The organism is Bacillus sp. LL01 (assembly GCF_001037965.1).
The window spans coordinates 99,049-124,334 of sequence record NZ_LFEL01000004.1 but is presented as its reverse complement, the minus strand read 5'-3'; the positions used below and the strand labels follow the sequence as shown (position 1 = coordinate 124,334).

At 41.9% G+C, this 25,286-nt stretch carries 24 protein-coding genes and 1 pseudogene; 4 read left to right on the top strand and 21 right to left on the bottom strand.

What is annotated here, in order from left to right; all coding sequences use genetic code 11:
* Positions 1-18: 18 nt before the first annotated feature.
* Together AB685_RS30325 and trmB are read right to left on the bottom strand one after the other, a co-directional pair.
* Positions 19-1,377, bottom strand: a pseudogene (locus tag AB685_RS30325) (IS3 family transposase).
* Between the two features lie 310 nt (positions 1,378-1,687).
* Positions 1,688-2,329 carry a tRNA (guanosine(46)-N7)-methyltransferase TrmB gene (trmB, locus tag AB685_RS13185; protein ID WP_047971072.1) on the bottom strand — a complete coding sequence of 214 codons (642 nt, stop codon included), beginning with the start codon at positions 2,327-2,329 and terminating at the stop codon, positions 1,688-1,690.
* A gap of 148 nt (positions 2,330-2,477) precedes the next feature.
* Here trmB and AB685_RS13180 point away from each other — a divergent pair, with 148 nt between their 5' ends.
* Positions 2,478-2,756, top strand: a complete 279-nt coding sequence (locus AB685_RS13180; protein ID WP_047971071.1) for a YtzH-like family protein — start codon at positions 2,478-2,480, stop codon at positions 2,754-2,756.
* Here the strand turns inward: AB685_RS13180 and AB685_RS13175 are convergent.
* The 6 genes from AB685_RS13175 to thpR all read right to left on the bottom strand — a co-directional run bounded on the left by AB685_RS13175 (position 2,751) and on the right by thpR (position 8,609).
* On the bottom strand, positions 2,751-3,557 hold the full coding sequence (locus AB685_RS13175; protein WP_241773302.1) for a phosphotransferase family protein: 807 nt from the start codon (positions 3,555-3,557) through the stop codon (positions 2,751-2,753). The genes AB685_RS13180 and AB685_RS13175 overlap by 6 nt on opposite strands.
* 153 nt (positions 3,558-3,710) lie before the next feature.
* Complete coding sequence (pulA, locus tag AB685_RS13170) at positions 3,711-5,861, bottom strand: type I pullulanase (protein WP_047971069.1); 2,151 nt, start codon at positions 5,859-5,861, stop codon at positions 3,711-3,713.
* Between the two features lie 107 nt (positions 5,862-5,968).
* Positions 5,969-6,913, bottom strand: coding sequence for an NERD domain-containing protein (locus AB685_RS13165; protein WP_047971068.1), 945 nt, complete (start codon positions 6,911-6,913; stop codon positions 5,969-5,971).
* 47 nt (positions 6,914-6,960) lie between these two features.
* Complete coding sequence (locus AB685_RS13160; RefSeq protein ID WP_047971067.1) at positions 6,961-7,647, bottom strand: LrgB family protein; 687 nt, start codon at positions 7,645-7,647, stop codon at positions 6,961-6,963.
* Positions 7,644-8,027 carry a CidA/LrgA family protein gene (locus AB685_RS13155; RefSeq protein ID WP_157860719.1) on the bottom strand — a complete coding sequence of 128 codons (384 nt, stop codon included), beginning with the start codon at positions 8,025-8,027 and terminating at the stop codon, positions 7,644-7,646. Before AB685_RS13155 ends, AB685_RS13160 begins: the two co-directional genes overlap by 4 nt.
* 24 nt (positions 8,028-8,051) lie before the next feature.
* A complete protein-coding gene (gene thpR, locus AB685_RS13150) occupies positions 8,052-8,609 on the bottom strand; it encodes an RNA 2',3'-cyclic phosphodiesterase (protein WP_047971065.1) in 558 nt (185 codons plus the stop codon).
* A 145-nt stretch (positions 8,610-8,754) separates the two neighbouring features.
* Here thpR and cysK point away from each other — a divergent pair, with 145 nt between their 5' ends.
* Complete coding sequence (gene cysK / locus AB685_RS13145; protein WP_198530507.1) at positions 8,755-9,723, top strand: cysteine synthase A; 969 nt, start codon at positions 8,755-8,757, stop codon at positions 9,721-9,723.
* A 301-nt stretch (positions 9,724-10,024) separates the two neighbouring features.
* On the opposite strand, the gene AB685_RS13140 is transcribed toward cysK, so the two are convergent.
* The 4 genes from AB685_RS13140 to AB685_RS13125 all read right to left on the bottom strand — a co-directional run bounded on the left by AB685_RS13140 (position 10,025) and on the right by AB685_RS13125 (position 14,579).
* Positions 10,025-11,203 carry a major facilitator superfamily domain-containing protein 6 gene (locus AB685_RS13140; protein ID WP_047971063.1) on the bottom strand — a complete coding sequence of 393 codons (1,179 nt, stop codon included), beginning with the start codon at positions 11,201-11,203 and terminating at the stop codon, positions 10,025-10,027.
* Between the two features lie 109 nt (positions 11,204-11,312).
* A complete protein-coding gene (pepV, locus tag AB685_RS13135) occupies positions 11,313-12,728 on the bottom strand; it encodes a dipeptidase PepV (RefSeq protein WP_047971062.1) in 1,416 nt (471 codons plus the stop codon).
* A 4-nt stretch (positions 12,729-12,732) separates the two neighbouring features.
* Positions 12,733-13,869 (bottom strand): ABC transporter permease, encoded by a 1,137-nt coding sequence (locus AB685_RS13130; protein WP_047971061.1) that lies wholly within the window; start codon positions 13,867-13,869, stop codon positions 12,733-12,735.
* Entirely contained in the window at positions 13,866-14,579 is a 714-nt protein-coding gene (locus tag AB685_RS13125) for an ABC transporter ATP-binding protein (RefSeq protein WP_047971060.1), read from the bottom strand. The genes AB685_RS13130 and AB685_RS13125 overlap by 4 nt, the downstream gene beginning before the upstream one ends.
* A gap of 296 nt (positions 14,580-14,875) precedes the next feature.
* On the opposite strand from AB685_RS13125, the gene AB685_RS13120 reads away from it, so the two are divergent.
* A complete protein-coding gene (locus AB685_RS13120; protein WP_047971059.1) occupies positions 14,876-15,097 on the top strand; it encodes a DeoR family transcriptional regulator in 222 nt (73 codons plus the stop codon).
* A gap of 81 nt (positions 15,098-15,178) precedes the next feature.
* On the opposite strand, the gene AB685_RS13115 is transcribed toward AB685_RS13120, so the two are convergent.
* The 3 genes from AB685_RS13115 to AB685_RS13105 form a co-directional block, all read right to left on the bottom strand.
* The gene (locus AB685_RS13115; protein ID WP_047971058.1) at positions 15,179-15,892 is read right to left on the bottom strand and encodes a pseudouridine synthase; all 714 of its coding nucleotides are present in this window, start codon (positions 15,890-15,892) and stop codon (positions 15,179-15,181) included.
* A 50-nt stretch (positions 15,893-15,942) separates the two neighbouring features.
* Entirely contained in the window at positions 15,943-17,559 is a 1,617-nt protein-coding gene (locus tag AB685_RS13110) for a polysaccharide biosynthesis protein (RefSeq protein WP_047971057.1), read from the bottom strand.
* Between the two features lie 77 nt (positions 17,560-17,636).
* Positions 17,637-18,017 carry a hypothetical protein gene (locus AB685_RS13105; RefSeq protein WP_047971056.1) on the bottom strand — a complete coding sequence of 127 codons (381 nt, stop codon included), beginning with the start codon at positions 18,015-18,017 and terminating at the stop codon, positions 17,637-17,639.
* A gap of 127 nt (positions 18,018-18,144) precedes the next feature.
* Between AB685_RS13105 and AB685_RS13100 the strand changes: the two genes are divergently transcribed.
* Positions 18,145-19,425, top strand: a complete 1,281-nt coding sequence (locus tag AB685_RS13100) for an NAD(P)/FAD-dependent oxidoreductase (protein ID WP_047971387.1) — start codon at positions 18,145-18,147, stop codon at positions 19,423-19,425.
* Here AB685_RS13100 and AB685_RS32380 read toward each other — a convergent pair.
* The 6 genes from AB685_RS32380 to leuS all read right to left on the bottom strand — a co-directional run bounded on the left by AB685_RS32380 (position 19,408) and on the right by leuS (position 25,090).
* Entirely contained in the window at positions 19,408-19,530 is a 123-nt protein-coding gene (locus AB685_RS32380) for a hypothetical protein (RefSeq protein ID WP_277814288.1), read from the bottom strand. The two genes, AB685_RS13100 and AB685_RS32380, sit on opposite strands and share 18 nt — an antisense overlap.
* Before the next feature lie 158 nt (positions 19,531-19,688).
* Entirely contained in the window at positions 19,689-19,868 is a 180-nt protein-coding gene (locus AB685_RS13095; RefSeq protein ID WP_047971055.1) for a sporulation protein Cse60, read from the bottom strand.
* Positions 19,869-20,135: 267 nt separating this feature from the next.
* Complete coding sequence (locus AB685_RS13090) at positions 20,136-20,774, bottom strand: hypothetical protein (RefSeq protein WP_047971054.1); 639 nt, start codon at positions 20,772-20,774, stop codon at positions 20,136-20,138.
* A gap of 69 nt (positions 20,775-20,843) precedes the next feature.
* Positions 20,844-21,833: a nuclease-related domain-containing protein gene (locus AB685_RS13085; RefSeq protein ID WP_047971053.1), complete on the bottom strand. Its 990-nt coding sequence runs from the start codon at positions 21,831-21,833 to the stop codon at positions 20,844-20,846.
* A gap of 417 nt (positions 21,834-22,250) precedes the next feature.
* A complete protein-coding gene (locus AB685_RS13080) occupies positions 22,251-22,556 on the bottom strand; it encodes a rhodanese-like domain-containing protein (protein WP_047971052.1) in 306 nt (101 codons plus the stop codon).
* Between the two features lie 116 nt (positions 22,557-22,672).
* Positions 22,673-25,090: a leucine--tRNA ligase gene (gene leuS, locus AB685_RS13075; protein WP_047971051.1), complete on the bottom strand. Its 2,418-nt coding sequence runs from the start codon at positions 25,088-25,090 to the stop codon at positions 22,673-22,675.
* Positions 25,091-25,286: the final 196 nt, after the last annotated feature.

The window sequence follows — 25,286 nt, the reverse complement described above, 5'->3', positions numbered from 1 at the left end:
AAACTGGACACTTATTTTTTAAGCAGCTTGCTCAAAATTAGCTCGATACGCTACTGGACTTTTACGTTTTAATCTTGATTTGATTCTCAGATGGTTGTAGTAATGGATGTACTCTTCTAGCTCCTCCTTAAAATGGTCGATGCTATCAAATTCTTGTAAGTACAATAATTCGGATTTCATGATTCCGAAAAAGTTCTCCATTACTGCGTTGTCATAACAGTTTCCTTTTCTAGACATACTCTGAGTAATATTATTTTCCTTTAAAGTCCTTTTGTATTTTGGCATTCTGTAATGCCAGCCTTGATCAGAATGGATTAAGAGGTTATCGCCTTCCTTTACCCGTTCTAAACCCTGTTTCATCATAGTTCCAACTAAGTCATACGTCGGTCTTGATTGAAGTGTGTAGGTTATGATTTCGCCGTTAAACAAATCAAGTATAGGAGAAAGGTATAATTTCTGCCCGAACAATTTAAACTCTGTCACGTCAGTGACCCATTTTTGATTCGGCCTATCGGCCTTAAAATTACGGTCTAAGATGTTTGCGGCAGCTTTTCCTACTTCTCCTTTTATAAGACTTGTACTTCTTCATCCTAACGATGCATTGAAGTCCTAGGTCTCTCATAATACGATACACTTTCTTTTTATTTATTTTATGACCTTTTTCCTGCAGAACATCGGTAATACGACGATATCCAAAACGGCCACTATGTTTACGGTAAATGAATTGAATTCGTCTTTTCCACTTACGATCAGRATCAGGTTGTTCCMAGGTTTGAACAAGGAAGTAGTAGGTACTTCTAGACATTTTAGCTACCTTCACCAATTGATTAACAGGAAATGCATGCCTTAGTTCATATATTACTTTCGCTTTGATTTCTTTGGTAACTTCTCTTCCTGAACTAAGGCTTTYAGCTTTTTTAGATACGCATTCTCCATACGAAGGTATTCTAATTCTTTTTTCAACTCTTCCAKGGAAGGGTTGGTAGCTTTGTCGTTATTGGATGTTTTATTTTGTTTGGAAGTCATAGTAGATGGCCTCTTTTCTTTTGGATTAAAGGCGGCATCTCCACATGTCTCCCACTTACGTTTCCACCTACGAACCATACAAGGATCTGGGATGTGGAAAATCGCCGACGCCTCTCGAACAGAATAATTCGATTCCTTTATAAATTGAATTACCCTCAGTTTAAAGGCTGGCGAATAGTTTGTATAGGGAAACACAAACGCTTGATCACCGTGGTGCTTTACTAACATCACCCAATATCGGAGTACAGAATCATCTACTCCAAGTTGTTGAGCTAATTCGCGGTAACTAAATAATTCATCTATATATCGTCTTGCGGCAAGGAGTTTTTCCTCCTTAGTGAATTTAGGCATTCCAGACCACACCTCCTATTGTTAATGGTGTGTCCAACAAAAGGGGTGCAGTGGACGTAGCCCGAGGAGGCTCAAGGTCGCCCCGCGGAAAGCGAAGCTATTTGCGGAAATCAACAGCGGTGTTTACCCAAGAACTAAAATTCAGTACTTTTTCAGTGACCTCCAACGAAGTGAGGAGGCTCCCGGACCGCCCGCGGAAAGCGAAGCGCCTGAAACGGAAATCAACCGCTTTACAATACCATTCGTTAAAATTTATAATTTTCCCAACAAAAAACGCCCTCTTTTCAAAAGAAAGGGGCGCATTAAGGCTTCATTCTGGATATTTTACTTCACAACGGTAAATAGGGAAGCCTTTACTTGAAAACTTCTCTTCATATTCCGTCATGATGTTTTCTTCAAAATCGCTATTATGAAGATCTAAGCTGACATATTTCAATAGAAGTCCATACTCCGAAAAACTCATCAAACTGTATTCGAATAGCCCTCTGTTGTCTGTCTTAAAATGGATTTCCCCTTGTGGAACCATTACTTCCTTGTAAAGATCGAGAAACGCTTTGTACGTAAGCCTTCTTTTTTCGTGGCGTGTTTTCGGCCATGGATCAGAGAAGTTCAAATAAACTCTTTCCACTTCCCCCGCCTCAAAATAGTCGGCAAGTTTTTGGGCATTTACGTTCAAAAGCTTCACATTCGGAATTTCAGCTGCGACCGCTTTTTCCAATGCCTTCACAATAACACTTTCAAAAAGCTCTATTCCAATAAAGTTAATAGATGGATTAGCTTTAGCCATCTCCGTAACAAACGTTCCTTTTCCTGTTCCCACTTCAATATGAATCGGATTATTATTACCGAAAACCTCCGCCCATTTTCCTTTACGCTTTTCAGGATCTGGAATGCAGTAATACGCATTTTCTACGATAAACTCTGTTGCCCATGGTTTGTTTCTGAATCTCATTGTCGTTAGGTCACCTCGTTGTTCTAATAGTAATTTTTACCTCTATCACAGAAAAAAACCGATCTCGATGGACCGATTCTTCTGTCGTGTATAAGAATGATAAATAAACAAAGGCTAGTACATATATAATATAAAGGAGTGCTGATAAATGCCGTTAAATTATCATGATCAAATACATCTTCTAAAGGATATTTTGGCGGATCATCAAATTGATTGCTGCGGTTCTGTTGCTGAATATGAGCAGCTGGAACGTGTCATCAAATCATTAATGGTCAATAATGCAATCGATCAAAATGTGAAAAGTATCTTACAGGATATTTATTCATACAGTCAAGCTGGCATCAATTCCAGCAATGACCATGATCACAATCAACTGCATCAAACAAAATTCACCAACTGGATCGATAGCATCGATCAATACTCATAGTTCAACTGGTAGAAGTCTCTCCAAATAGTTCAACCAATTCTGTTTTTCTTTTTCAATATCTTTATGGTGATACCATTGTACGGATAGGATTGTCTGAGCTATCACGTACCAATGCATACGATGGCGCAAATCATCTGTCAATGGTATTCCATAGGTAGAAAGCCAATCTTTCCAATCCTGCTCTGGGATATACCAATATAATAGCATGCATAAATCAATAGCCGGATCTGCGATAACCGCTCCATCCCAATCAATCAGGAAGAGTTCCTGATGATCTGAAAGCAACCAGTTGTTATGGTTCAGATCACAATGGCAGACCACCTTATCTTTATAATGGACATTTTTTATTTCCTTTGTAAGAAAATTAAGTGATTTTTGAATCACATCCAAAGAAAAGAGTTCCAATGCGATTCCGGTTTTAATGTCCTCTAGTATAGTTGAGGGCTCAACGGGCTCTTTTCCTAACCTAGTAAGCATATCTAGCAGCTCTTTCGAGTGGTGGATCTTGTGTAGGAGCTGAGCCACTGTTTCCATATTCATGTCATGGGGCTTCAGTTCCCTTGCACTTATCCAGTGCTGTGCCGTGATTACATCCCCATTTTCAAGGCGTTTTGTCCAGACCAGCTTCGGGACTATGCCCTCTGCTGAAAGAACAGCCAAAAATGGCGATGAATTTCTTTTTAAGAAGAGCTTTTTCCCCTCGTTTTGAGCAAAATAAGCATCTCCTGTCAAACCACCTGCAGGACTGATTTTCCACTCATCACCTAATAAATGTTCCAACCATTTCACCTTCAATTTCAACACAACTTTTCATTATCAAATATTAGAAAAGCGCAAGCGCTATATAAGAAATTTCATCTTTTAAGCAAAAAAACAGCTATTGAACAATTTCACAATAGCTATCTTTTAAATTTTATCGTTATTTCCCGATTAAATCAAGTCTTTGTGAAACAATTAATATTGTCCCAGCACAACTGTACTGATAGGTGCCACCTGTAATTCACCAGTCACTTTCCTAATCGGCGAATCACCTGCTGACTTCTCGTCTGCAAGTAGTTCCCATTCCCCATGAAGGGGAAAAGCTACAGTTTCAGGAACAAGACCATTATGGAAAATGACAAGCAGATGGTTCCATTTTCCGTATATCTTTACATCACTGAGATGGTACATGAGCAGGTGCCCCTTTTCAACTGGAAACCGCACATGCCGTTGTATTTGTGAAGCTGTGGAAAAACGGAAAGCTTTATGGGACTTCCTTAATCGCATAAGACCACTCAAATAGGTGACACTTTCCTTGTGTTGCTGTTTCCTTTGCCAGTCTAAGTTGTTCACGGTGTCTGGAGATTTATAACTGTTTTCTTCCCCGCCCTTTGTCCGGTAGAACTCCTGACCTGCATGAATGAATGGAATACCTTGTGACAATAGGATGACAGAGGTGGCAAGCCTGTGACGTTTCATTCTTGTTTCTTCATCCTCATGACTATTGCAGATCGATATTTTATCCCACATCGTATGGTTATCATGGGATTCAATATAGTTAATGGACTGGGTCGGCTCAAGGAATAGCCCTTTAGTATTCGGTACTGTCTGGACACTTCCAGAAAGTGATTGTTTCAATAGGTGGATTTTATGGGTATTTCCAAGTGCAAATCCGCGGTCAAACATGTTAAAGGTGCTTCCTTTGACCGAATCCCTGACCATATCATTGAAGAAGGCGATTCCCGGCATTTTTTTTGCATTCATGATCATCGCCTTACGGTCAACTGCTAAAGGCGTGTTCAATTCCCATCCTTCGCCGAGGACGATGGCACCTGGTTTTATGATGGATACTGCTTCCTTTACGGCATTCATGGTCTGAACATCCAATATTCCCATAAGGTCAAATCGGAATCCGTCTACATCATATTCCTCCAGCCAGAATTTAATGGAATCCAAGATGAATTTCCGAACCATTTTCCTCTCAGATGCAATGTCATTTCCAACCCCGGTGCCATTTGATGGCATTCCATATTCGTCATGACGGAAATAGTAGCCAGGGACAATCTTTTCAAAAGAGGAATCCTCCCTAATATATACATGGTTATATACCACATCCATAATCACTCTCAGGTCTTTTCTGTGAAGGGTGTTAATCATTTCTTTAAGCTCCACTATCCTTGAGTAGGGATTGTTAGCATCGGTCGCATAGCTTCCTTCAGGCACATTGAACTGAAGCGGATTGTATCCCCAGTTATATGTTTTATCAGGTTCCGCCTCATCCACCCCTCCATAATCATTGAAGGGTAATAGCTCAATATGGGTGACGCCAAGCTTTTTTATATACGGTAGCCCGGTTTCGCCAGATTCAATACTCGGAGCTGGGTCCTCCGAAATGGCCGCATACTTCCCTTTTTGCGTCATTCCGCTCTTAGGATGGGAGGAAAAGTCACGTATATGCAGCTCGTAAATGATGGCATCTGTCGCTTCCATAAAAGGAGGGAGCAGAACTTTCGGATTATTTATCCGTTCTTTATCGATAATAACCGCCGCTTCACTATTAAGGCTGGAGGCGATGGCATACGGATCGACCGCTTCTCTCCAAACAAGGTTCACACAAACAAGGTAAGTGTAAAGAAAGCCCTCCAAATCGCCCTGCACTGTTATGCGCCATATCCCCTTCTTTTCTCGGATCAGGCTATAATGGATGTCCTCTTCGCTTTTAGGAACCTTAAGCTTTATTTTTACTGCAGACGCAGTAGGTGCCCAAAGTGTAAAGGTCGTTTCCCCTTTTTGGTAGGTGGCGCCGAGGTCATTTCTGTCATAAAAAAAGGTCTCATCAAATGCATCCGTACGAATAACTGCCCCAATTTGCAGATCTGTTTTTCTTCCATGTTCATCCGATACCATGTATTTGGACCCGATGGTGATGGAGTTCTCCGTTTTACAAATATATTTGACCACGTTGGATAACGTTTTTTTATCAATAATTTCCAATGGGTAGGTGTTTTCTTCAAAAAGGAGGGTGAAGGTTGCAGATTCTCCATGGTAACTTCCCATTGGCAAGAGTATGGTTATTTTTTCCATTTCATCTAAGTAAGCTTCGAATTCTCTTTTGATGAAAATCATGCGATTCCCTCCCTATCTAACAAAAATGAAGTCTTATGCAACTATGACCATTCTATATCTTATTCATATACCAGCCCAAGCTTGACAGATATTCTTCCAATCTTTCATTATTGCCATTCCGGTCTGTCTATATAAGTCGATTGACAGTGGGACAGGAGAGCTCCAGCTGCTTTAAGCTGACTGTGTTTCAAAGGCAGACTATTTGCCCTCATCTTCTCAAACCATTTATCATATGTACGTTTATCAATTACCTGTACATCAGTAGGGCCATCAAAAATGTCGATATATCCTTTTGGGTGTAACAACATTTTCGTTACAGGAAGACTTACTTCATATTGTGGAAGAATGTTCTTTATGATGGACCCCATCCTGTTTAAGCTGATGGTCGGGTTCACTATTTTTCTTTCATTTTCTTTTTCTCGGATGGACCAGAAGCGTTCATTATTACCTAAGATCACACTTTCCTCCTGTTCATCCATATAATAGACCGCAAAAATTTCATTCGGGGTGATGAGAATGATTTCAAGCTCAACGGGAGCCTGTTTAACAAGGAAAATCGGCTTGTACATAACAAAAAATGTGTCAGGAAAGCGTTGCAAAAAATATTTCAATAGGGTTTCCCGTTTATAATTTTTTTGCAGATAGGACATTTCCCTTATGGTCGAACTCGCCCACTTGAGTTGAAGGGGAAGAATGGAATCAAGAAATTGCTGTTTCCTTTCTGCAGGTGTCTTCTTGCCGCTGACAACTGGAAACTCCCACTCCTCTTCCAACCCTGGAGCAGGTGTACTCACCTTTCCAACAAACAGTTCTTCTTCATTCGCTCCCTTCCTTTTGAACGACTTCATCAAGGAGGACAGCCTGCTTTCTTTGTCACCCTGTATTTCCTCCACAGGCTCCTTTGTTGAAAGAGTAGGATCTACAGGATTTCTGAGCATCGTTTCAAATGTCTTCCACTGCTGCTTTTTCAGCCGGATATATTGGCTCGGATAGCGATAAATATCTGATTCATAACGTGTAATATAATCTTGTAATTTAATTAGCTGAGCCACTGGCGGTCACTCTTTTCTTTAGGCTGTTTTAGCATTTCTTAACGTTTCTATAATAAATATTGAATAGTAATTGGCAGCACTAAGGCATAGATTAACGCAGAAAGCGTCATGCTGATGGAACTGAATGCAGCTTCTTCCTCTCCATATTCCATTGCCTTGGCAGTACCAATCCCATGGGCTGCACAACCAAGCGCAACGCCGACACCAAGATAATGGGATACTCCCATGCGCTTCATCAGCATCGGGCCGAATACTGCTCCGATTATTCCGCTCAATATGACTAATGCTGCAGCAAGGCTTGGAATACCACCTGTAATGGCTGCAATATCCATTGCAATTGGGGAAGTAACAGACTTTGGAAGAAAAGAAGCGGAATAGGCAGGGCTTAGAGTAGCAGCTTTCACATACAACAAACCCGAAATGATACCAATAGAAATTCCCGATAATAAGCCTACAAACAATGGAAAACGGTAACGGAGGATTTTCTTCCGTTGATAGTATAGTGGATATGCCAAGGCAACCACAGCCGGACCAAGCAGTTCCTGGATCCACCAGCCCCCCAACATATATGTATCATAGCTAATATCTGAAACCATCAATCCGATTATGAGTACTAGGGTTGTCGTGGCTACCGGATTGAAAACCGGGTTACGTACGCGATTATATAGACTCCTCATCCCAAGAAAAAGGACAATCGTAATCAGAATAAACAGGATGCTGACCCAAATACTCATATCCCGTCTCTCCTTGCATCCTTTGTTTTATTATCGACAGCTGCTGCCGTTTTTTGAGCTACCAATCCGGAACTCAGCAGGACTACTATCGTGCCTACCAGAAGCGCAAACAGCATGATCAGACCATCCAAGCTAGATAAGAATTCAAGATGATCCATGACTCCGACTGTAGCGGGCACAAAAAACAGAGGCAGGTAGATTAGCAATACACGCGATCCTTCCTGCAGGTATTTATCCTTGATCAAACCTATCATTAGAAACATCAGCAATAATAACATGCCGATGATACTCCCAGGTACCGGGATGGAAAAAATGTCATGAATATAAACTCCTACCCGATAAAATACATAAAGAATACCTACCTGTACTACTAGTTTCATTCCCCTCATAATCCAATCCTACTCCTATACTAATGGAAAAATTTCCTTTTCTTCATATTTTGGCAATCTGTTGAGATGTGTCTCGTAAAGAGTGATTTCGTTCACTTCAAAAGAACCTTTTTTATCTTTATAGGTTGAAAGCGAGTCTTGATTGATAGAGCCTGGCCCCTTCCATTTCCTTGCCAATGTAATATGAGGATGGAAGGGCCGTGAATCAAGCTGGAAACCCACCTTTTCACATGCATCATATACATCTTTGCGAAGGGTGTTCAAGTATTGCGATTTTTCTATGCCTAGCCAAAAGATTCTTGGAGACTGGGGATTACCGAAAGTGCCCAAATCACTCAAGGTAAGTGAAAATGCATGATGTTGAGCTGCAACGTCATAAATTAATGATGTAAGCTTAACCTTTTGTGCATCCTCCATATTTCCAAGGAATGCAAGTGTTATATGCAAATCATCAGGATGCACCCATCTGGTGAATGGGTACTTGTTTTTCAATTCCTTCATATATAGATGTAACTCTTCTTTCAACTCTTGTGGAAGAGGTACCGCTAGAAAATAATGAGTTTGTGTTGTCATCGTCTCACCCTTCTTATTTTAGCAGATATACTGTATAGCCTTGAATAGTATCTTAGCATTATACAGACGATATGGTTAGTCAATACCCCAATAATCCATCTACTTAGTCCACTTTCCTCATTTATGTTACAATACGAATTATTAGATGCATGTGATAGAAAGGTTGTGTTTAGTCGTGAAGGTTGTTACAAATATGGCTGATTTAATCGGAGACACTCCTATGGTTAAATTGAACCGCATAGTTCCAGAAGGAGCTGCAACTGTGTACTTGAAATTGGAATTCCAAAATCCAAGCGGCAGTGTAAAGGATAGAGCCGCTTTCAATATGATTATACAAGCTGAAAAGGACGGTCTCATCGAGCCGGGGGCAACCATCATTGAGCCCACCAGCGGCAACACTGGTATCGGCCTTGCAATGAATGCCGCTGCAAGAGGATATAAAGCGATACTCATTATGCCTGATACAATGTCCAACGAGCGAATTAATCTGCTTAAAGCATATGGTGCAGAGGTAGTATTGACACCAGGAGATGAAAAAATGCCAGGTGCGATAAAAAAAGCACAGGAACTGGTGAAGGAAATCCCGAACAGCTTCATGCCGATGCAGTTCGAAAACCATGCAAACTCCGATGCACACCGTAAATCCACCGCACTCGAAATCATTGCTGGGATGGAGCAGATCGGTAAGCCATTGTCTGCTTTTGTGGCAACTGCCGGCACCGGCGGGACGATCACCGGGACAGGAGAAGAGTTAAAGAAGCATTATGAAGGATTGACTGTCCATGTTGTCGAGCCAGCTGGGTCACCGGTATTGTCAGGTGGAAAACCCGGGAAGCATAAGCTTGTAGGAACGAGCCCAGGATTTATCCCTGACATCTTGAACCAGAAAGTATATGATGAGATTTTCAAGATTAAAGATGAGGATGCATATGAGATTACACGAAAGCTTGCACGTCTTGAAGGTATCTTGGTTGGGCCGTCATCAGGGGCAGCCTGCTACTCCGCGATAGAGGTGGCGAAGAGATTGACTCCTGATGATGTAGTAGTTTGTATCGCCTGTGATACTGGAGAGCGTTACTTGTCGACTGATTTGTTTGATTTTGAGAGTAAGTAAGTATAGGATCCTGGCGGGGTAGATGGCCGGGGTCTTTTTTATGTGGAAGGATCGGTTAGACGCCGCTGTTGCTTTCCGCAAAAGGCTTCGCTTTTCGCGGGGCGACCTTGAGCCTCCTCGGGCTTTGCCTGCGGGGTCTCAAGATTGTCGCTACTCCCCCGCTGGAGTCTACGCCTTTTGCCAATCAACAGCTAGAAATCTTCTCATTATCAACAGTTATCAACAGTTAACTGTAACAGAGCCATGCGAAAAAGAAAAAGCCGCCTTCCTCTATCCAGAGAAAAGATCGGCTCCAAATTTTTTAAGAAGCCTTCGCAAGCTCCTTCTTATCCGCCTGGTTAATCATCATAATGAAAACTAGTCCACACATTGTCAATATTCCAAAAAACAGATATACATGTGCTACAGAATAATACTCTAAAATAAATCCGCCCAGAAACGTACAGAACCAGCTTCCAAGTCCATTCCCGACAGCAGTATACAAGGAGACAGCTGTCGCACGCGCGGAAGTCGGGGCGATGTCACGAACAAATTGCAACGCTGCCGGAATAAAAAGCCCGACAGAGAAACCTTGCGCAATGGTCGTGGCATAAACCACATATAATGGCGGTTCAAAGAAATACAACACCCAGCGTATCATCGCGATCGTCGCTGCACTGAGCATGATTGTATGCAATCCGAAGCGCCCAATCCATTTTCCTGCCACCCTCATAAAAGGCGCCTCACTACCAGCAGCCAACAAGAAAGCAATCCCGACTCCCGTTACAGTGCCTCCGATATCAGTAATAAACAAGCCAAAATAAAAATTATTGGCAAACACTGGTCCGAAAATAAGAAAGGTCGTGACAAGAAACATCACAAATTTCGGCATCTTCATCAGTGTTCCTATGCCATCACGAACATTCACACTGACCGGCTGGCTTTCCTTCGGTAATAAGGTAGAAACCACTGTGCCTAACAATAAGGCTATCGCAAATGTGAAAAATATCACTTTTAAAGAGAAGAAATCAGAAAGCCATCCTGCAATTAAAACTGCCACTGCAAACCCGATTGCCCCCCACAGTCTGATAGATCCGTAATTTCCTTTCGTCCTCTGTACATAGTTCAATGTAATGCTGTCAGAGATGGGAACTAGGGCACTTTGTGTTACAGCTAACAAAAAGGCCACCGCCAACAGACCTCCATAGCTTCCCATAAAAGAAAAAGCGATCCCGGTTACCGCTGTCAGGAACAACGTCCAAATCAGAATCTGCTTCGGCTTTTGTGTATAGTCGCTAAAAACTCCCCATAGCGGCTGGACGAATATCATGACGACCGGACTGATGGACATGATCATCCCGATCTGTGATCCACTTAAGCCCACATCTTCCTTCAAGTACACGGTCAGCAATGGGAATAGCGCGCCAAAGCTGAAAAACATCAGAAAATAAAAGCTGTTAAAATAACGAGTTGTTTTGTCTTTCATAGAGGTACTGCCCATTTTTATATCCTTCTTTCTATTAATCAACATTAAGGTCAATAAATAAGGTTACCACCCAAATGGGAGGTAACCTTTACATTCTACCATACATACATTTCGATGAAAGAAGTTATTTCGCCAGCTCATAAATGGCTTGAGCATAGATGGCAGTCGCCTTGATCAGATCTTCTATGAAAATATACTCATCTTTCTGATGGGCTACATCCTCCCTACCCGGGAATAACGGACCGAAAGCGACTCCGGCTTCCAGAGAACGAGCGTAAGTGCCACCACCAATGGACAACAATTCCGCCTTCTCGCCTGTTTGCTCCTCATAAACCTTTTGCAGACTTTGAATAAGCTCGTGATCCTGAGGAACATGGTGCGCAGGGGAAACATTGAATTTGTTCACTTCAAATCCATACTCAGCCGCCTCAAGCTGCAGCTGCTTTTCCGTTTCCTTTGTGTCACATGTTACCGGAAAACGAATGTTCACCCCTAAAGCTCCAACAGAGACTTCACGATTATAATGAAATACACCGGTATTGACTGTCAGATCGTCGGTAATATCGTCATGGAAGGTGATGCCAAGCTTCTTCCCACGGGAATCAAATGCTAGCTTTTCGCTGATGAACCCGACATAGGATGCCCCTCTTACATCTAATTCTACCGTATGAAGGAACGAAGCCAGATGATATCCTGCATTGGTTCCATTATCAGGCTCCATCGCGTGGGCGGAAACACCTTTGATGGAAAGGAATAACGCATTTCCTTCCTTCGTATAACCGCCTTCTATCCCATGTTCCGATACATACGCATTAAATGCATGCGTAATTTCATCCATGCCTTCCGTGATTTCTAGTGCCGCTTTTGCATGATCCGGAACCATGTTTAGGCGACGACCAGAATCGAACGTTAACAAGGTCACAGAAGCAGAAGGTGCTTCCCCGTCCAGTTTGAGCTGAAGCTGAATATCACCAATTCCCTTCTCCGCATAGATAATCGGGAAGTCAGCATCAGGAGCAAAGCCCATCGTTGGCATTTCTTCATGCTTGAAATAGTGGTCTACACATTGCCAGCTGCTTTCCTCGTCCGTTCCGATGATGATGCGGACACGTTTCGATACAGGAAGATCCAATTCCTTTACAATTTTTAAGGCATAGTAAGCTGCCATTGTCGGTCCTTTGTCATCCATCGCTCCACGTGCGAAGATTTTCCCGTCACGGATGCTGGCACTGAACGGCTCATCGGTCCATCCATCGCCTTCTGGTACAACATCAACGTGACAGAGAATTCCGACCAGCTCTTCTCCCTGACCATGCTCGATATGTCCCGCGTAATGATCTACATTTTTAGTGAGAAAGCCATCCGCTTCTCCTTTATGTAATAAATATTGAAGCGCCTCCTCTATCCCTTTTCCAAAAGGGGTCATAGGGCTTGCTTCCTCTTCATTCAACACACTGTTGATTTGCAAAAATTCCTGTGTATCTTTAATCAAGGAATCTTTTCTTTTCTCCACTTCTTCCAGCCATTTGATTTTCGTCATCTTATCACCTCATTAGAAAATGAAAAAGCGTATTCATTACTAGTACAAAGCCGACCAAACCGACGGCCGGATAATACAGCCATCTCGTCACCAGGTCCTGATAATGCTCCTGAACCAATTTCTTCCCCTTATGCATATTTAAAAAGGGGTGTCCAACCAGTTCATCATATACTATATTTAACCATTCTTTCAGAAAAAAGAAAAACGCCATAAACAGGCCGAATGTCATCCACAGTGGCAGATGCCCCATAACGGCAATAGTGATACCGATCAGTTGCAAATACGAGAAAATATGGCGGGAGTTGCGCAACAAATATTTAAAAAACAATTCAGTCATAGCACTGTGAGGTTTCCTGTCCTCAAAAATTCGTTGGGATCGTTTGAAAAATAAAGGCTTGGTTCTCTCTGAAGCCCGCGGAACTTGAACATATTCCGATGCATAAAAAATCATCCCGACATACTTTTGGCGGATTTTTTCATTATGAGCCATATCCACCGAGAAACTTTCCAACCGCAAGTAGATTACATGCATGAGGACAATACCAAGTACAAGTACAGCAATTGCTATCAACCACATACCTCTATCTAATGTAATATAGGCCAGAACCCCAATAAAAAGGAATAGTAAAAAATTTATTCCTTTCCGCTTCCACCCAGACCAATGTGAGTCTATGACTTTCCCAAGAATGGTGATAAATAGGAACAGAACGGAATAATATAAAATCCAATCAACCAAAGGCAACATGGAAGGGCTGACCGCCGCCATCAGGAAATAGGAGAGGATTGAAATCAGTGTTGCCTTGATTATACTCTTACTATTACTTGCTAAAATCCCGTATTTTTTTAATCCGCTCAACAAGTCTTTTCGATGAACAAAAAAATAGGAATCCGCTTGCAGATAAAATACTCGGATAGTCCCCGTCCATGCGAGATAGTAGATGACAAATAGAGTCAGACCGTATGGTAATTCCTGAAGCACAGCTATAAAACTCGGAAACATATCATAAACCATGGCGGCAACGAATAGTAATGTAAGGACAATATAGACTAGAATGGTCCAATCAATAACGGCTTTCGTGTTTTTCCATTGATACTTCCGCTCTTGTTTGAGGCGCTCCCTGTATAATTGAAATGCAGTCATTTCTCTTGCTCCCTGGATGATAAGGTATAAAAACAGTCGAGCAATGAAGCACCAGGAAGATCGCATTCTGCCTGTATATCTGTTAACGTCCCTTCCGCTTTCTTACGTCCTTCAGCCAAAAGAATAAACCTGTCACAAATCTTTTCTGCAGTGTCCAGCACATGGGTACACAACAATATGCCGACACCCCTTGCCTGTTCTTGTTCAAAAAGATGGAGAAGTCTCTTCGTCGCAATCGGATCAAGGCCTATAAACGGCTCATCCACAATATACAAAGAAGGTCTGGACATGATGGCAAAGATCAACATGGCTTTTTGCTGCATCCCTTTTGAAAAGGTGGCGGGAGATTCATGTATGACTTTTTCCAAATCAAATAACTTCAACAGCTCCTCCACCCGCTCTTTCCAAACCTTTTCATCAATCTCCAATAGAGATGCCATCAAATCTATATGTTCCCATAATGTCATATCATAATAGAATACCGGCTTTTCCGGGATATAGGCATACGATTTATCGGAAGGGAGTGATATATCTCCTTCATAAAATGGATTCAATCCAAGCAACGTCTTAATGGTCGTACTTTTACCTGCTCCATTCGGACCAATCAGGCCAACCATCTCTCCTTTGGAAACAGAGAAATTAATATCCTCCACAATGGACATCTCATCATCATAACCTGCTTTTCTTAATTTTAACGTTAATAATTCCATACCGATTCCCTCCCCTAACATGTTCATACGATGCATTAGGTCGAAAGTTTCATATTTTTCTAAAAATTACTAGCAGGATATTGTCGAGTAGTGTAAAATAATGTATATAGACTCATGTTTTTTGGATTCTCTCTTAACACATCTTAGACTTAATGTTAATATTGTGTAAATTGCATCATTATTCTAGAATTTTATCCACATAATCGTGTACAATATAAACTAACTTAATACCTAACACCTATCATCAAGAATTTAGCTAGTAGTGCCATGTTAAATACCGGATAAGGAGTGGTTTTTTGAAGCCTTCAACTAACCGTATGCTAACCCGTATTAAAGCCATCTACATGTTTATTCATGAAAAGGGAACTGTTTCCACTCAGCAGTTGGTCGATGAATTTGGGATCACCCCCCGAACCGTCCAGCGTGATTTAAATGTGCTGGCATTTAATGACTTGGTTCAAAGTCCTACGAAAGGTAAGTGGACTACTACGCAGAAAAAAGTTAGGTTGACTTCATAAGACTACATATACAATTGATATGCTGAAAATCACACAATAAAGCCCCGTTCCTTTTCATTAAGGAATGGGGCTCTTCGTTATTTATTTTCTTTGTTGTAACAGGTCAAGCTCTTCATCCGTCAATTCACGATACTCGCCGAGTTCCAGGTCCTCGTCCAGCTTCAGTTCCCCCATGCTTAATCGCTTCAAGTAGGTAACGGTCTTTCCAACCGCCTGGAACATCCGCTTTACTTGATGAAACTTCCCTTCTACAATGGTAATCTCAATTTCAGATTCTGAACCCGCCTCAAGGATTTTAAGCTCGGCTGGCATGGTTTCATAGCCATCATCTAGTGTGACTCCTTTTCGGAAGGCTTGGATATCCTCTACTGTCACTTCTCCATCAATTTTTGCATAATAGGTTTTCGATACATGTTTCTTGGGTGATAGTAGTTGGTGTGCAAGTTTACCATCGTTTGTCAGTAGAAGTAGGCCTTCCGTGTCTTTGTCCAAACGCCCAACAGGGAACGGCTCAAATATTTTGTCCTCTTCCTGCAGGATGTCCACCACTGTTTCCTGTCTGTGATCCTCTGTAGCCGACAGTAGCCCAGGTGGTTTATGCATCATCAAGTAGATGAATTCGCGGTATTCTACCACTTCGTCAAGCACCCTTACCTCCTGCTCGTGAGGTTCCACATGCACCTTTGCATCCTTCACAACCTGTCCATCCACTTTTACGACGCCAGTTTTGAGAAGTTTCTTCACTTCTTTTCGCGTTCCAAAGCCACTGTTTGCCAATATCTTATCTAATCTCATTAATTGCCGCTCCTTTCATAGGGAAAGAGGCCCCTTTCGATATGAGACCTCTATCCTCTTTCTTTCCTATTTAAAAATGAAAAACGGTTACCGAACAAGTACATTAACAGGTTACTTCTGTAGCTGAGGAAGAAGTAGATTCCTGCTCCTACTATTCCGCTGACAGCCACAACGATGATGGCTTGTAGGCGGCCTTCGCTGTAAGGGACGACCCCTTCAAGCAGTTGCAATACGAATAGTACTCCTACAATCATGATTACGTTGAATATGGTCATCAGCATTCCCCGCCTTAACACAATAGAATAACTGAAACCAGTGAATTTCTGGATGGCCCAGAGGTTAATGAAGACACTTGCCAAATAACCGATTGCAGTTGCAACAATGGACCCTTCCGCCTCCATGAAAAAGATTAATGGATAATTCAGTATCAACTTTAGAGCAACACCCGCTGCTAGACCATATACAGTGTATTTTTGTTTATTGATCCCTTGAAGTACAGATGCTGTTACCGTAAATATGGCTAACGGGATTGCTGTTGGTGCATACCAGGTCAACAAATACCCTCCCAGTTCGTCATAGGAATAAAAAGCCGCATAAGCGGGACCACCAAGTATCGCCAATCCAATACATGCAGGCACTGTCAAGAACATTAAAATTTGGAGTGTCGTACTTAATTGACGCTGAAGGACATCTGATTCACTGTTAATAAACGATCTCGTTACAGCTGGTAGCAAGGAAAGCGCAAACGCTGTTGCAAGTGTTACAGGAATAATAACAAGCTTCTGACCGTAAGTGTTAATAATGGCAAAAGCGTTTCCGGAAGTTTCACTGTCAACACCGGCAAATACCATAGCTTTATTAAATGTGAATGTATCGACTAATTGGTATAAAGGCATGGCAAGTCCGACAAAAACAAATGGTGCCGCATATAATAGGATTTCTTTATACATCTCTTTATAAGAAACCACTACATTGCCTTTATCTTTTTCTAAAAGTATATCAAGATGTCTTTTTCTATTGAACCAATACCATACTAGTATTCCCAATCCTGCCAGCGCGCCAATAAAGGCACCAAAAGTTGCGTAACCAATCGCTGTCGGCAAGCTTCCTTTCGTCACATTTATAATGATATAGACACTGCCTAACAGGAAGATAATTCTCGCAATCTGCTCTACAACCTGTGATACAGCAGTAGGTCCCATCGATTCATGACCTTGGAAGAACCCTCTAATCAAACTCATAACAGGCACAAGCAATAAAGCAAAACTCACCATTCGAATGACTAGCGTAACATCATCATATGAATGCTGACTGCTCTCATTAATTATCATTGGAGAAAATACTGGTGCCAATATATAAAGTATTAAAAAAGACACAATTCCAGTTATACTCATTAACAGTAAACCAGAACTGAATAACTTTCTTCCCACTGCATATTCCTCAAGAGCATTGTATTTAGCTACAAATTTTGATACCGCAAGTGGCACACCCATGGTCGCTATACTTAAAACAACCGAATAAAGCACATAGGCATATGTATATAATTCCCCTCCCGCATTACCTACTAAAGCATAAAAAGGAAAGATATAAACAAGCCCAAGAACTCTGGAAATCATGGTACCCAGCGTTAATATAAAGGTACCTCTCAATATATTTGAAGTTGACATAAAATCCCTACCTACTATTTGTTACTTTTTGTTTAACCTTTGTATTTTACCATACTTCTTAGTGATGGCGAACTATATTACCAGCCTGCCTGGAGACTTCTAGATAGTGAAATTTTTGGAAAAGATAGATATGGTGTGTCGTCTCCAAGCTGTTGAAGAGACTCTTTTGTAATCACAACTGTAAATACCCCGTAGGCTTCAGAATCCAGAAGGAGCTGTCCCGCTTCTTTTTGACTGAAAATCAGCCCGAATTCTTCCTCTTTGTTAAGGAGGATACAGAGTACATATGCATTCATTTCCTTTTCATAAAGCCATGTATAGGAGAATTTATGTATGTTGATGTTCATTTCTATAGGAATTGTCGGAACGGAAAGCAATAGGACTGGGGTTCCATTCTCCTCTGTCCAGCCTCCGTCGAACGGAATATGTGCTTCTGAAATGTTCGGTGAGTACGTCATTTGATACCCCTTTTCATTAATTCTTAATCTCATAAAAATAATACGGAATGTTGTCCTTTTTGTCCAACATGAGAATAGAGGGTATAATAGGCAACATGTAAGCAAAAATTAATTGGTTGGTGAAAAAATGAAATACGATGTTATTATCATAGGTGGCGGCCCATCAGGTCTTATGGCCTCTATCGCCGCAGCGGAACAAAAAGCAAAGGTATTATTGATAGATAAAGGAAATAAACTTGGACGGAAACTTGCCATTTCAGGTGGCGGACGCTGTAATGTGACAAACCGTTTACCTGTGGACGAAATCATTAAACATATCCCAGGTAATGGGCGTTTCCTATATAGCGCATTCTCCGAGTTTAATAACGAGGATATCATCAAGTTTTTTGAAAAGCTTGGTATTCAGTTGAAGGAAGAAGATCACGGCCGGATGTTCCCTGTGTCCGATAAGGCGCAGAGTGTGGTGGATGCGTTATTGAATAGGATGAAAGAGTTGCGCGTGGAGATTCGTACAAACACTTCTGTGGAAACGGTGGAATACGAAGAGGATCGTACACGTGGTGTATTGTTGAAAACTGGCGAGTTTTTGGAATGTACGTGTGTTGTCATAGCAGTTGGAGGAAAATCGGTGCCACATACCGGTTCCACTGGCGATGGATATCCATGGGCTCGGAAAGCCGGTCATAAAATTACGGATTTATTTCCGACAGAGGTTCCTTTGAATTCACAGGAAAGATTTATTCGGGAGAAAAAATTACAAGGATTATCCCTGCGTGATGTAGCTCTGAGCGTCTTGAACCCTAAAGGAAAAGTCGTAAAAACGCACCAGATGGATATGATTTTCACCCACTTTGGTGTGTCTGGCCCAGCAGTATTGCGGTGCAGCCAGTACGTCGTGAAAACGATGAAGAAGTTTGGGGTAAATAGAGTACCGATGAATTTGGATGTGATGCCTGCATTGAATGAGGAGCAGGTCTTCCAACAGCTTCACAACGCATTAAAGGACGAACCAAAAAAAGCCATCAAGAATGTTCTTAAAGGGCTTGTACCTGAACGATATTTATTGTTTTTGTTGGAGGTTTGCGGGATTGACGAGCAGGAAATTGGTGCGACATTAGCCCATGAAAAAATAAGGGATCTTGCGAAAATGTGCAAACAATTCCGATTTGAAGTATCCGGCACGCTTTCCATCGAAAAGGCATTCGTGACCGGTGGTGGAGTTTCAGTGAAGGAAGTTCATCCGAAAGAGATGGCTTCCAAAATGAAAGACGGATTATATTTTTGTGGAGAAGTACTTGATATCCATGGATATACTGGTGGTTATAATATCACCTCGGCCTTGGTGACAGGAAGACTGGCAGGCCTGAACGCCGGAAAAAAGGCGGCAAGCCTACGTAGTTACAATTAATACGAAAGACATTACAAATGCTAGTCCTACTCCATACATGCCAAACTCGTTGATAAATGATTTACTTTCTTCTTGCAGTACCTCGTTTTGTGTGTGGTGGTTCATAGTGATTACTTCCTTTCTGTATTTGTTTTGTTGTTGTTATGACCTGTTACTAATTAGACGAGTAGTGTTACGAAAATGTTTCAATTATTTATGATTTGTTTCAGATATTTATCTATACCCACAAAAAAGAACCTGATAAACATCTTTTAAAGAAGTTTTCAGGTTCTAAATATTACCATTGCAGAGAAGCAATAAATCTGATCTTCTTCGTCGTTGATACAACCGACCTGATACTTAATATCAATCACATCCCGGTCCGACAACCCTTTTAAAAAATCATTCACCGCATCCTCCAGATCCCGCTCATGCTCCTCATCAAACATCCTTATCTGCACCAACCCGAACAACCTCCTTTCATGATTAATAGAGCTTGTTTTTATTACTATGTATAGATGGAAATTTGGGGTTTTATACTTAGATTGAGGGAAATGAGAAAAAAAACCCTTTGGGGGTCAGACCCCCAAAGGGTTTTCGCTCTTTACGTCGAAATCTATAGAGTTAGAGATTCTTGGGAATCGGAAGGATATGTTGTAGCGCGGATAAATGATAGTGTAACAGAAAAATAGAAGGAGCTTCGCTAATGATGAGCGAATCTCCTTCTTTGTTTAGAATCCAAGCAACTGCATGGCACCAATGTAGATGGCAATGCCTGAAATGCTCAAGGAAATCTTGTTGAATTTGAAAAAGGAGATAGGTGGTCTCTCCTCACGAAGGTCCCCCACCACTTCCTTAATGAAATCCTTATCGGCAAAATTTTGGAATTCCACCTCTAATCCACTTATTTCAAGATCCTTCCACTTTATTTTGATAGTTTGATATGGATCATCTAAATAATACATCGTAATATAATTGCTGCTAATATAATCCTCATTTGCAATGACATCTTTTTTATAAGAATATCTTTTGTCGTCAAGATTTCTCTCTAGAACATGCATCACATTTTGCGGTACATATTTCTTTATATGTATCTCGTCTTTTTTTCTTTGCATAAGAATCATAATAAATGGCAAAAGTACGGGAATAAGCGCCAAAAAGAGCGAGTTAAAGTCCCAATATTTATTAGAAGTCGTGTACACCAATAGGCCAATCGTTATGAGCCCTGTCATTAGTATCCCTTGAAATCTATTACCAGTGGAGATCTTTGAAACTCCTTTTTGTTGGAAACTTGTAATTGCCTCCAGGATGAGTAATGTACCTATCATAATAAGAAATAGCGGAAATATGTTTTGGTCGATGTAGTCCATGGTTGATGTGGCCTCCTACCTGGTTGAGAGTCTTGTGTATTTAAATACGGTTAAGATTGGGAAATGGTTTCAAGTTTTTGTTAGGAGTGGGGTGAGGTTGTAGGTGCGGGATTTGGTTCCTCCTACAAAATCTATATCGAGGTTTTTTAGCAATCTGATAATAGTAGCACGATTTTCTATCCCTAAATACCTCTTTAACTCTCTCATTGTGAGGAATGGACTTATTAATAGTGCATAATCCACTAAAGCCGCTCTGTGTGCATCTTCTGATTGTCCTCCACAATTGGAGCACTCCCATTTACCGAAAATTCTTTTCATTATCTTACAGGGATTACAACTGGGGCATAAAACACCTGTTATTATATCTGAAGGCAAGACTCCATACTGAAGAATAGGGGAAGAGGTATCTGGTGTATGATCTCTAAGCAATAGTTTAATTATTTTTTTAGTGATCTTTTTATCTAAGGGAAGTGTTGTATGTCGTTTTAGTAGTGTATTTATTTTCATCGAAAGTGCGGGGCTTTTTATTACATATCTATCCACTTCACTAGGATCTGATAATACTTTCATAATCACTTTTGGGTTAGTTAATACTGCCAGCTTTTCACACCGGAGTTCAGGAAACTGTTTGGTTCTTAGCCATGACTGTAATTTGGAACATTGATTCGATGCTTGTAGTATTGGGTCTGGATATACTTTAAGCGGATTCCCTTCTACTTCTTGTAATAGTTGATAGTTTTTCGGATCAAAGTAGAGAGTTCCTTTAAAATATTTTACCTCTACAACTAGAAAGAAATTTGAAAATAGAATGAGGGTATCCATTTGAAAGAAGGTGTCCCTAAATGGAAGTCTTAACCCGTGGAAAATGTAGTAGGGATGTTCTGTTTCTGGGAGAAGTTTTAAGTAGTAGTCTAAGGATTGTTCACCGTAAATTCCTGCTTCTTTTCTTCCTAATTCGTTGAGGAAATCTTGGTATTTTTCATGATTCGGTCGAACTCTCCTCTTCATTGCTCTCAAAATATGCACTCTTAGGGGGACCCCTCTTGTTTTTTTTATCAAAGTATCACCTCTTTTATAGGATAAGAGTACTATTAGACACCTTTCTACATATCTCCTCCTTTTCCGCAAAAGTTCTTTTAGAATATTCCCCACTTTATAAAAAGAATATCGTATCACCTCTTACAATATATGGATTCTCGTCAATTTGAAGAGGTTTTTTGTATAATTGGAAGCGTTTTTCGTATAATTCGAAGTGTTTTTTGATTACTTTTGCTCGTTTTTTGACTAATTGCTTTTCTGAGCTTATATTTCGATTCGATCCTCGAGGCAAATCATCCTTAGTTAGTCGTTTCTAGAAGAAAGTACCAGTTACCCACTTTTGGAAAAAGCAAAATCCCAAACCTCAAACTCAAAACAAAAAACCACCAACCAGCGGCCCCTTCCTCGCCCACCGGTCAGTGGTCATTCACAAAGTAGTTATTCCGTTTCGCCTTCCCACTCCAGCATGCCGCCTTCCATGTTGCGGACTTTGTAGCCTTGGTCCTGCAGGTAGTGGCAGACATTTTCGCTTCGGCGGCCGGAGCGGCAAATGAAGATGTATTCTTTGTCTTTATCTAGCTTGTCTAGGTTATCGGGAATATCGCCCATGCGGATGTGCTCGGCCTGTTTGATTTTGCCCATCTCGATTTCTTCGTCTTCCCGGACGTCGACAAGGTATAGCTCTTCGCCTGTGTCAAGCTTCTTCTTCAACTCATCGGTCGTAATTGTTTGGATTTCTGACATATGAAAAACCTCGATTCTATGTAGTGTAATGCTAATTACCTCTATTTTAACAAAAAGAAAACAAGACTGCCAAACCGGACGGCTAGTACGGCGGCAGTCTTGCATCTACTGAATGCTTAGTTCGCGACGATGTTCACAAGTTTTCCTGGAACGGCGATGACTTTGCGGACGGTCTTGCCTTCGATGGATTCTTTCACTGCATCATCTGCAAGGGCGATTTCTTCCATTTTTTCGCGTGTTGCGTCGGATGGAACGTAAAGTTTCGCTTTTAGCTTACCGTTTACTTGGACAACGATTTCGATTTCATCTTCGACTAGTTTGGATTCATCAAATGTTGGCCAAGCCTCATAAGTGATGGTGCCTTCGTTCCCAAGCTTCTTCCAAAGTTCTTCTGCAATGTGCGGACATACCGGGGAAAGCATTTTAACAAAGCCTTCAACGTAATCTTTGGCAATCGTGTCTGCTTTGTAAGCATCGTTAATGAAGACCATCATCTGAGAAATGGCAGTATTGAAACGTAAGCCTTCATAATCTTCGGTCACTTTTTTAACAGTTGCGTGGTACGTTTTCTCAAGTGAATCCTCTTCTGTCACTTCTGCAACTTTGGAGCTAAGTTTGCCGTTTTCCTCTACAAACAATCTCCAGACGCGATCCAAGAAGCGGCGTGAACCGTCAAGCCCATTCGTGGACCAGGCGATGGATGCTTCAAGTGGTCCCATGAACATTTCATATAGACGAAGGGTGTCGGCACCGTGGGATTCGACGATCTGGTCAGGGTTTACGACATTCCCTTTGGATTTGCTCATCTTTTCGTTATTTTCACCAAGAATCATTCCTTGGTTGAAAAGCTTTTGGAACGGCTCTTTTGTTGGAACCACACCGATATCGTACAAGAATTTGTGCCAGAAGCGAGCGTATAGTAAGTGAAGTACTGCGTGCTCCGCTCCGCCAATGTAGATGTCAACCGGCAACCATTCTTTCAGTTTTTCAGGGTCAGCAAGCTGCTCGCTGTTTTTCGGGTCGATATAGCGCAGGTAGTACCAGCAACTTCCGCCCCATTGTGGCATGGTGTTTGTTTCGCGACGACCTTTTTTGCCTGTTTCAGGGTCTACGACATTCACCCAGTCTTCAATGGCAGCAAGCGGGGATTCGCCTGTACCGGATGGACGGATTTCCGACGTTTTCGGTAAAACAAGTGGAAGCTGTTCTTCCGGTACCGCTGTAGTTGTGCCATCTTCCCAATGGATGATTGGAATTGGCTCGCCCCAATAACGCTGGCGGCTGAACAACCAGTCACGAAGACGGTAGGAGACTTTCTTTTCGCCTTTTTCATTTGTAGCCAACCACTCGATCATGTTGGAGATCGCTTCTTCCTTTCCAAGACCGTTTAAGAAATCGGAATTGACGTGTTCGCCGTCACCTGTGTAGGCTTCCTTGGAAACATCGCCACCGGCAACCACTTCCACGATAGGAAGCTCGAACTTCGTCGCGAATTCCCAGTCGCGCTCGTCATGCGCCGGAACTGCCATGATGGCACCAGTTCCATAACTCATCAATACATAGTCGGCAATCCAGATTGGCAGCTTCTCACCGTTGGCAGGGTTTACTGCGAAGGCGCCTGTGAATTCTCCGGACTTTTCTTTGGAAAGCTCTGTACGCTCAAGGTCACTCTTGCTTTGTACCTTCGCGATATAAGCTTCCACTGCATCTCGCTGCTCATCGGTAGTGATTTTTTTTACTAAAGGATGTTCAGGAGCTAATACCGCATAAGTTGCACCAAAAAGTGTATCTGGACGGGTTGTGAAAACGGTGAAGTTCTCATCCGTGCCGTCGATGCTGAAGTGTACATTCGCACCTTCCGAACGACCGATCCAGTTGCGTTGCATATCCTTCAAGCTTTCCGGCCAATCCAATTCGTTTAAGTCTTCAAGCAGACGATCTGCGTATTCTGTAATTCTAAGGATCCACTGTCGCATTGGACGGCGTTCCACCGGGTGTCCGCCACGCTCAGATTTTCCGTCGATTACTTCTTCGTTCGCTAAAACTGTACCTAATGCGGGACACCAGTTTACCGGAACTTCATCCACATACGCCAAGCCTTTTTCATAAAGCTTCAAGAAAATCCATTGAGTCCACTTATAATACTCAGGATCTGTCGTGTTCACTTCACGATCCCAGTCATAGGAAAAGCCTAGGGACTTGATCTGTCTGCGGAATGTGTTGATGTTATGCTCCGTGAATTCTGCAGGGTCATTTCCTGTGTCCAATGCATATTGCTCTGCAGGTAAACCGAATGCATCCCATCCCATAGGATGCAGGACGTTTTGCCCTTGCATACGTTTCAAACGTGAAAGGATGTCTGTTGCTGTATAGCCTTCCGGGTGACCTACGTGCAAGCCTGCGCCGGATGGGTATGGGAACATGTCTAAAGCATAGAATTTTTTTTTCCCTTTTTCTTCATGTGTCTTGAATGTTTTGTTTTCTTCCCAATACTTTTGCCATTTTTGTTCAATGGACTGGTGCTGAAACGACATCTTCTTTTCCTCCTGTTAGTTCAAATAGGCTGTTTTCTAGACAATTCTGGTTATTGACTCGAAAGGTTTTTCGTTCCTTTTCGCTGCAGGCACTCGCTTTCCGCGGGGAGGGACGGGAGCCTCCTCGGCAAGCCTGCGGGGTCTCCCGTTTCCCTCTACCTCCCGCCGGAGTCGAGTGCCCTCCGCTCCAATCCAC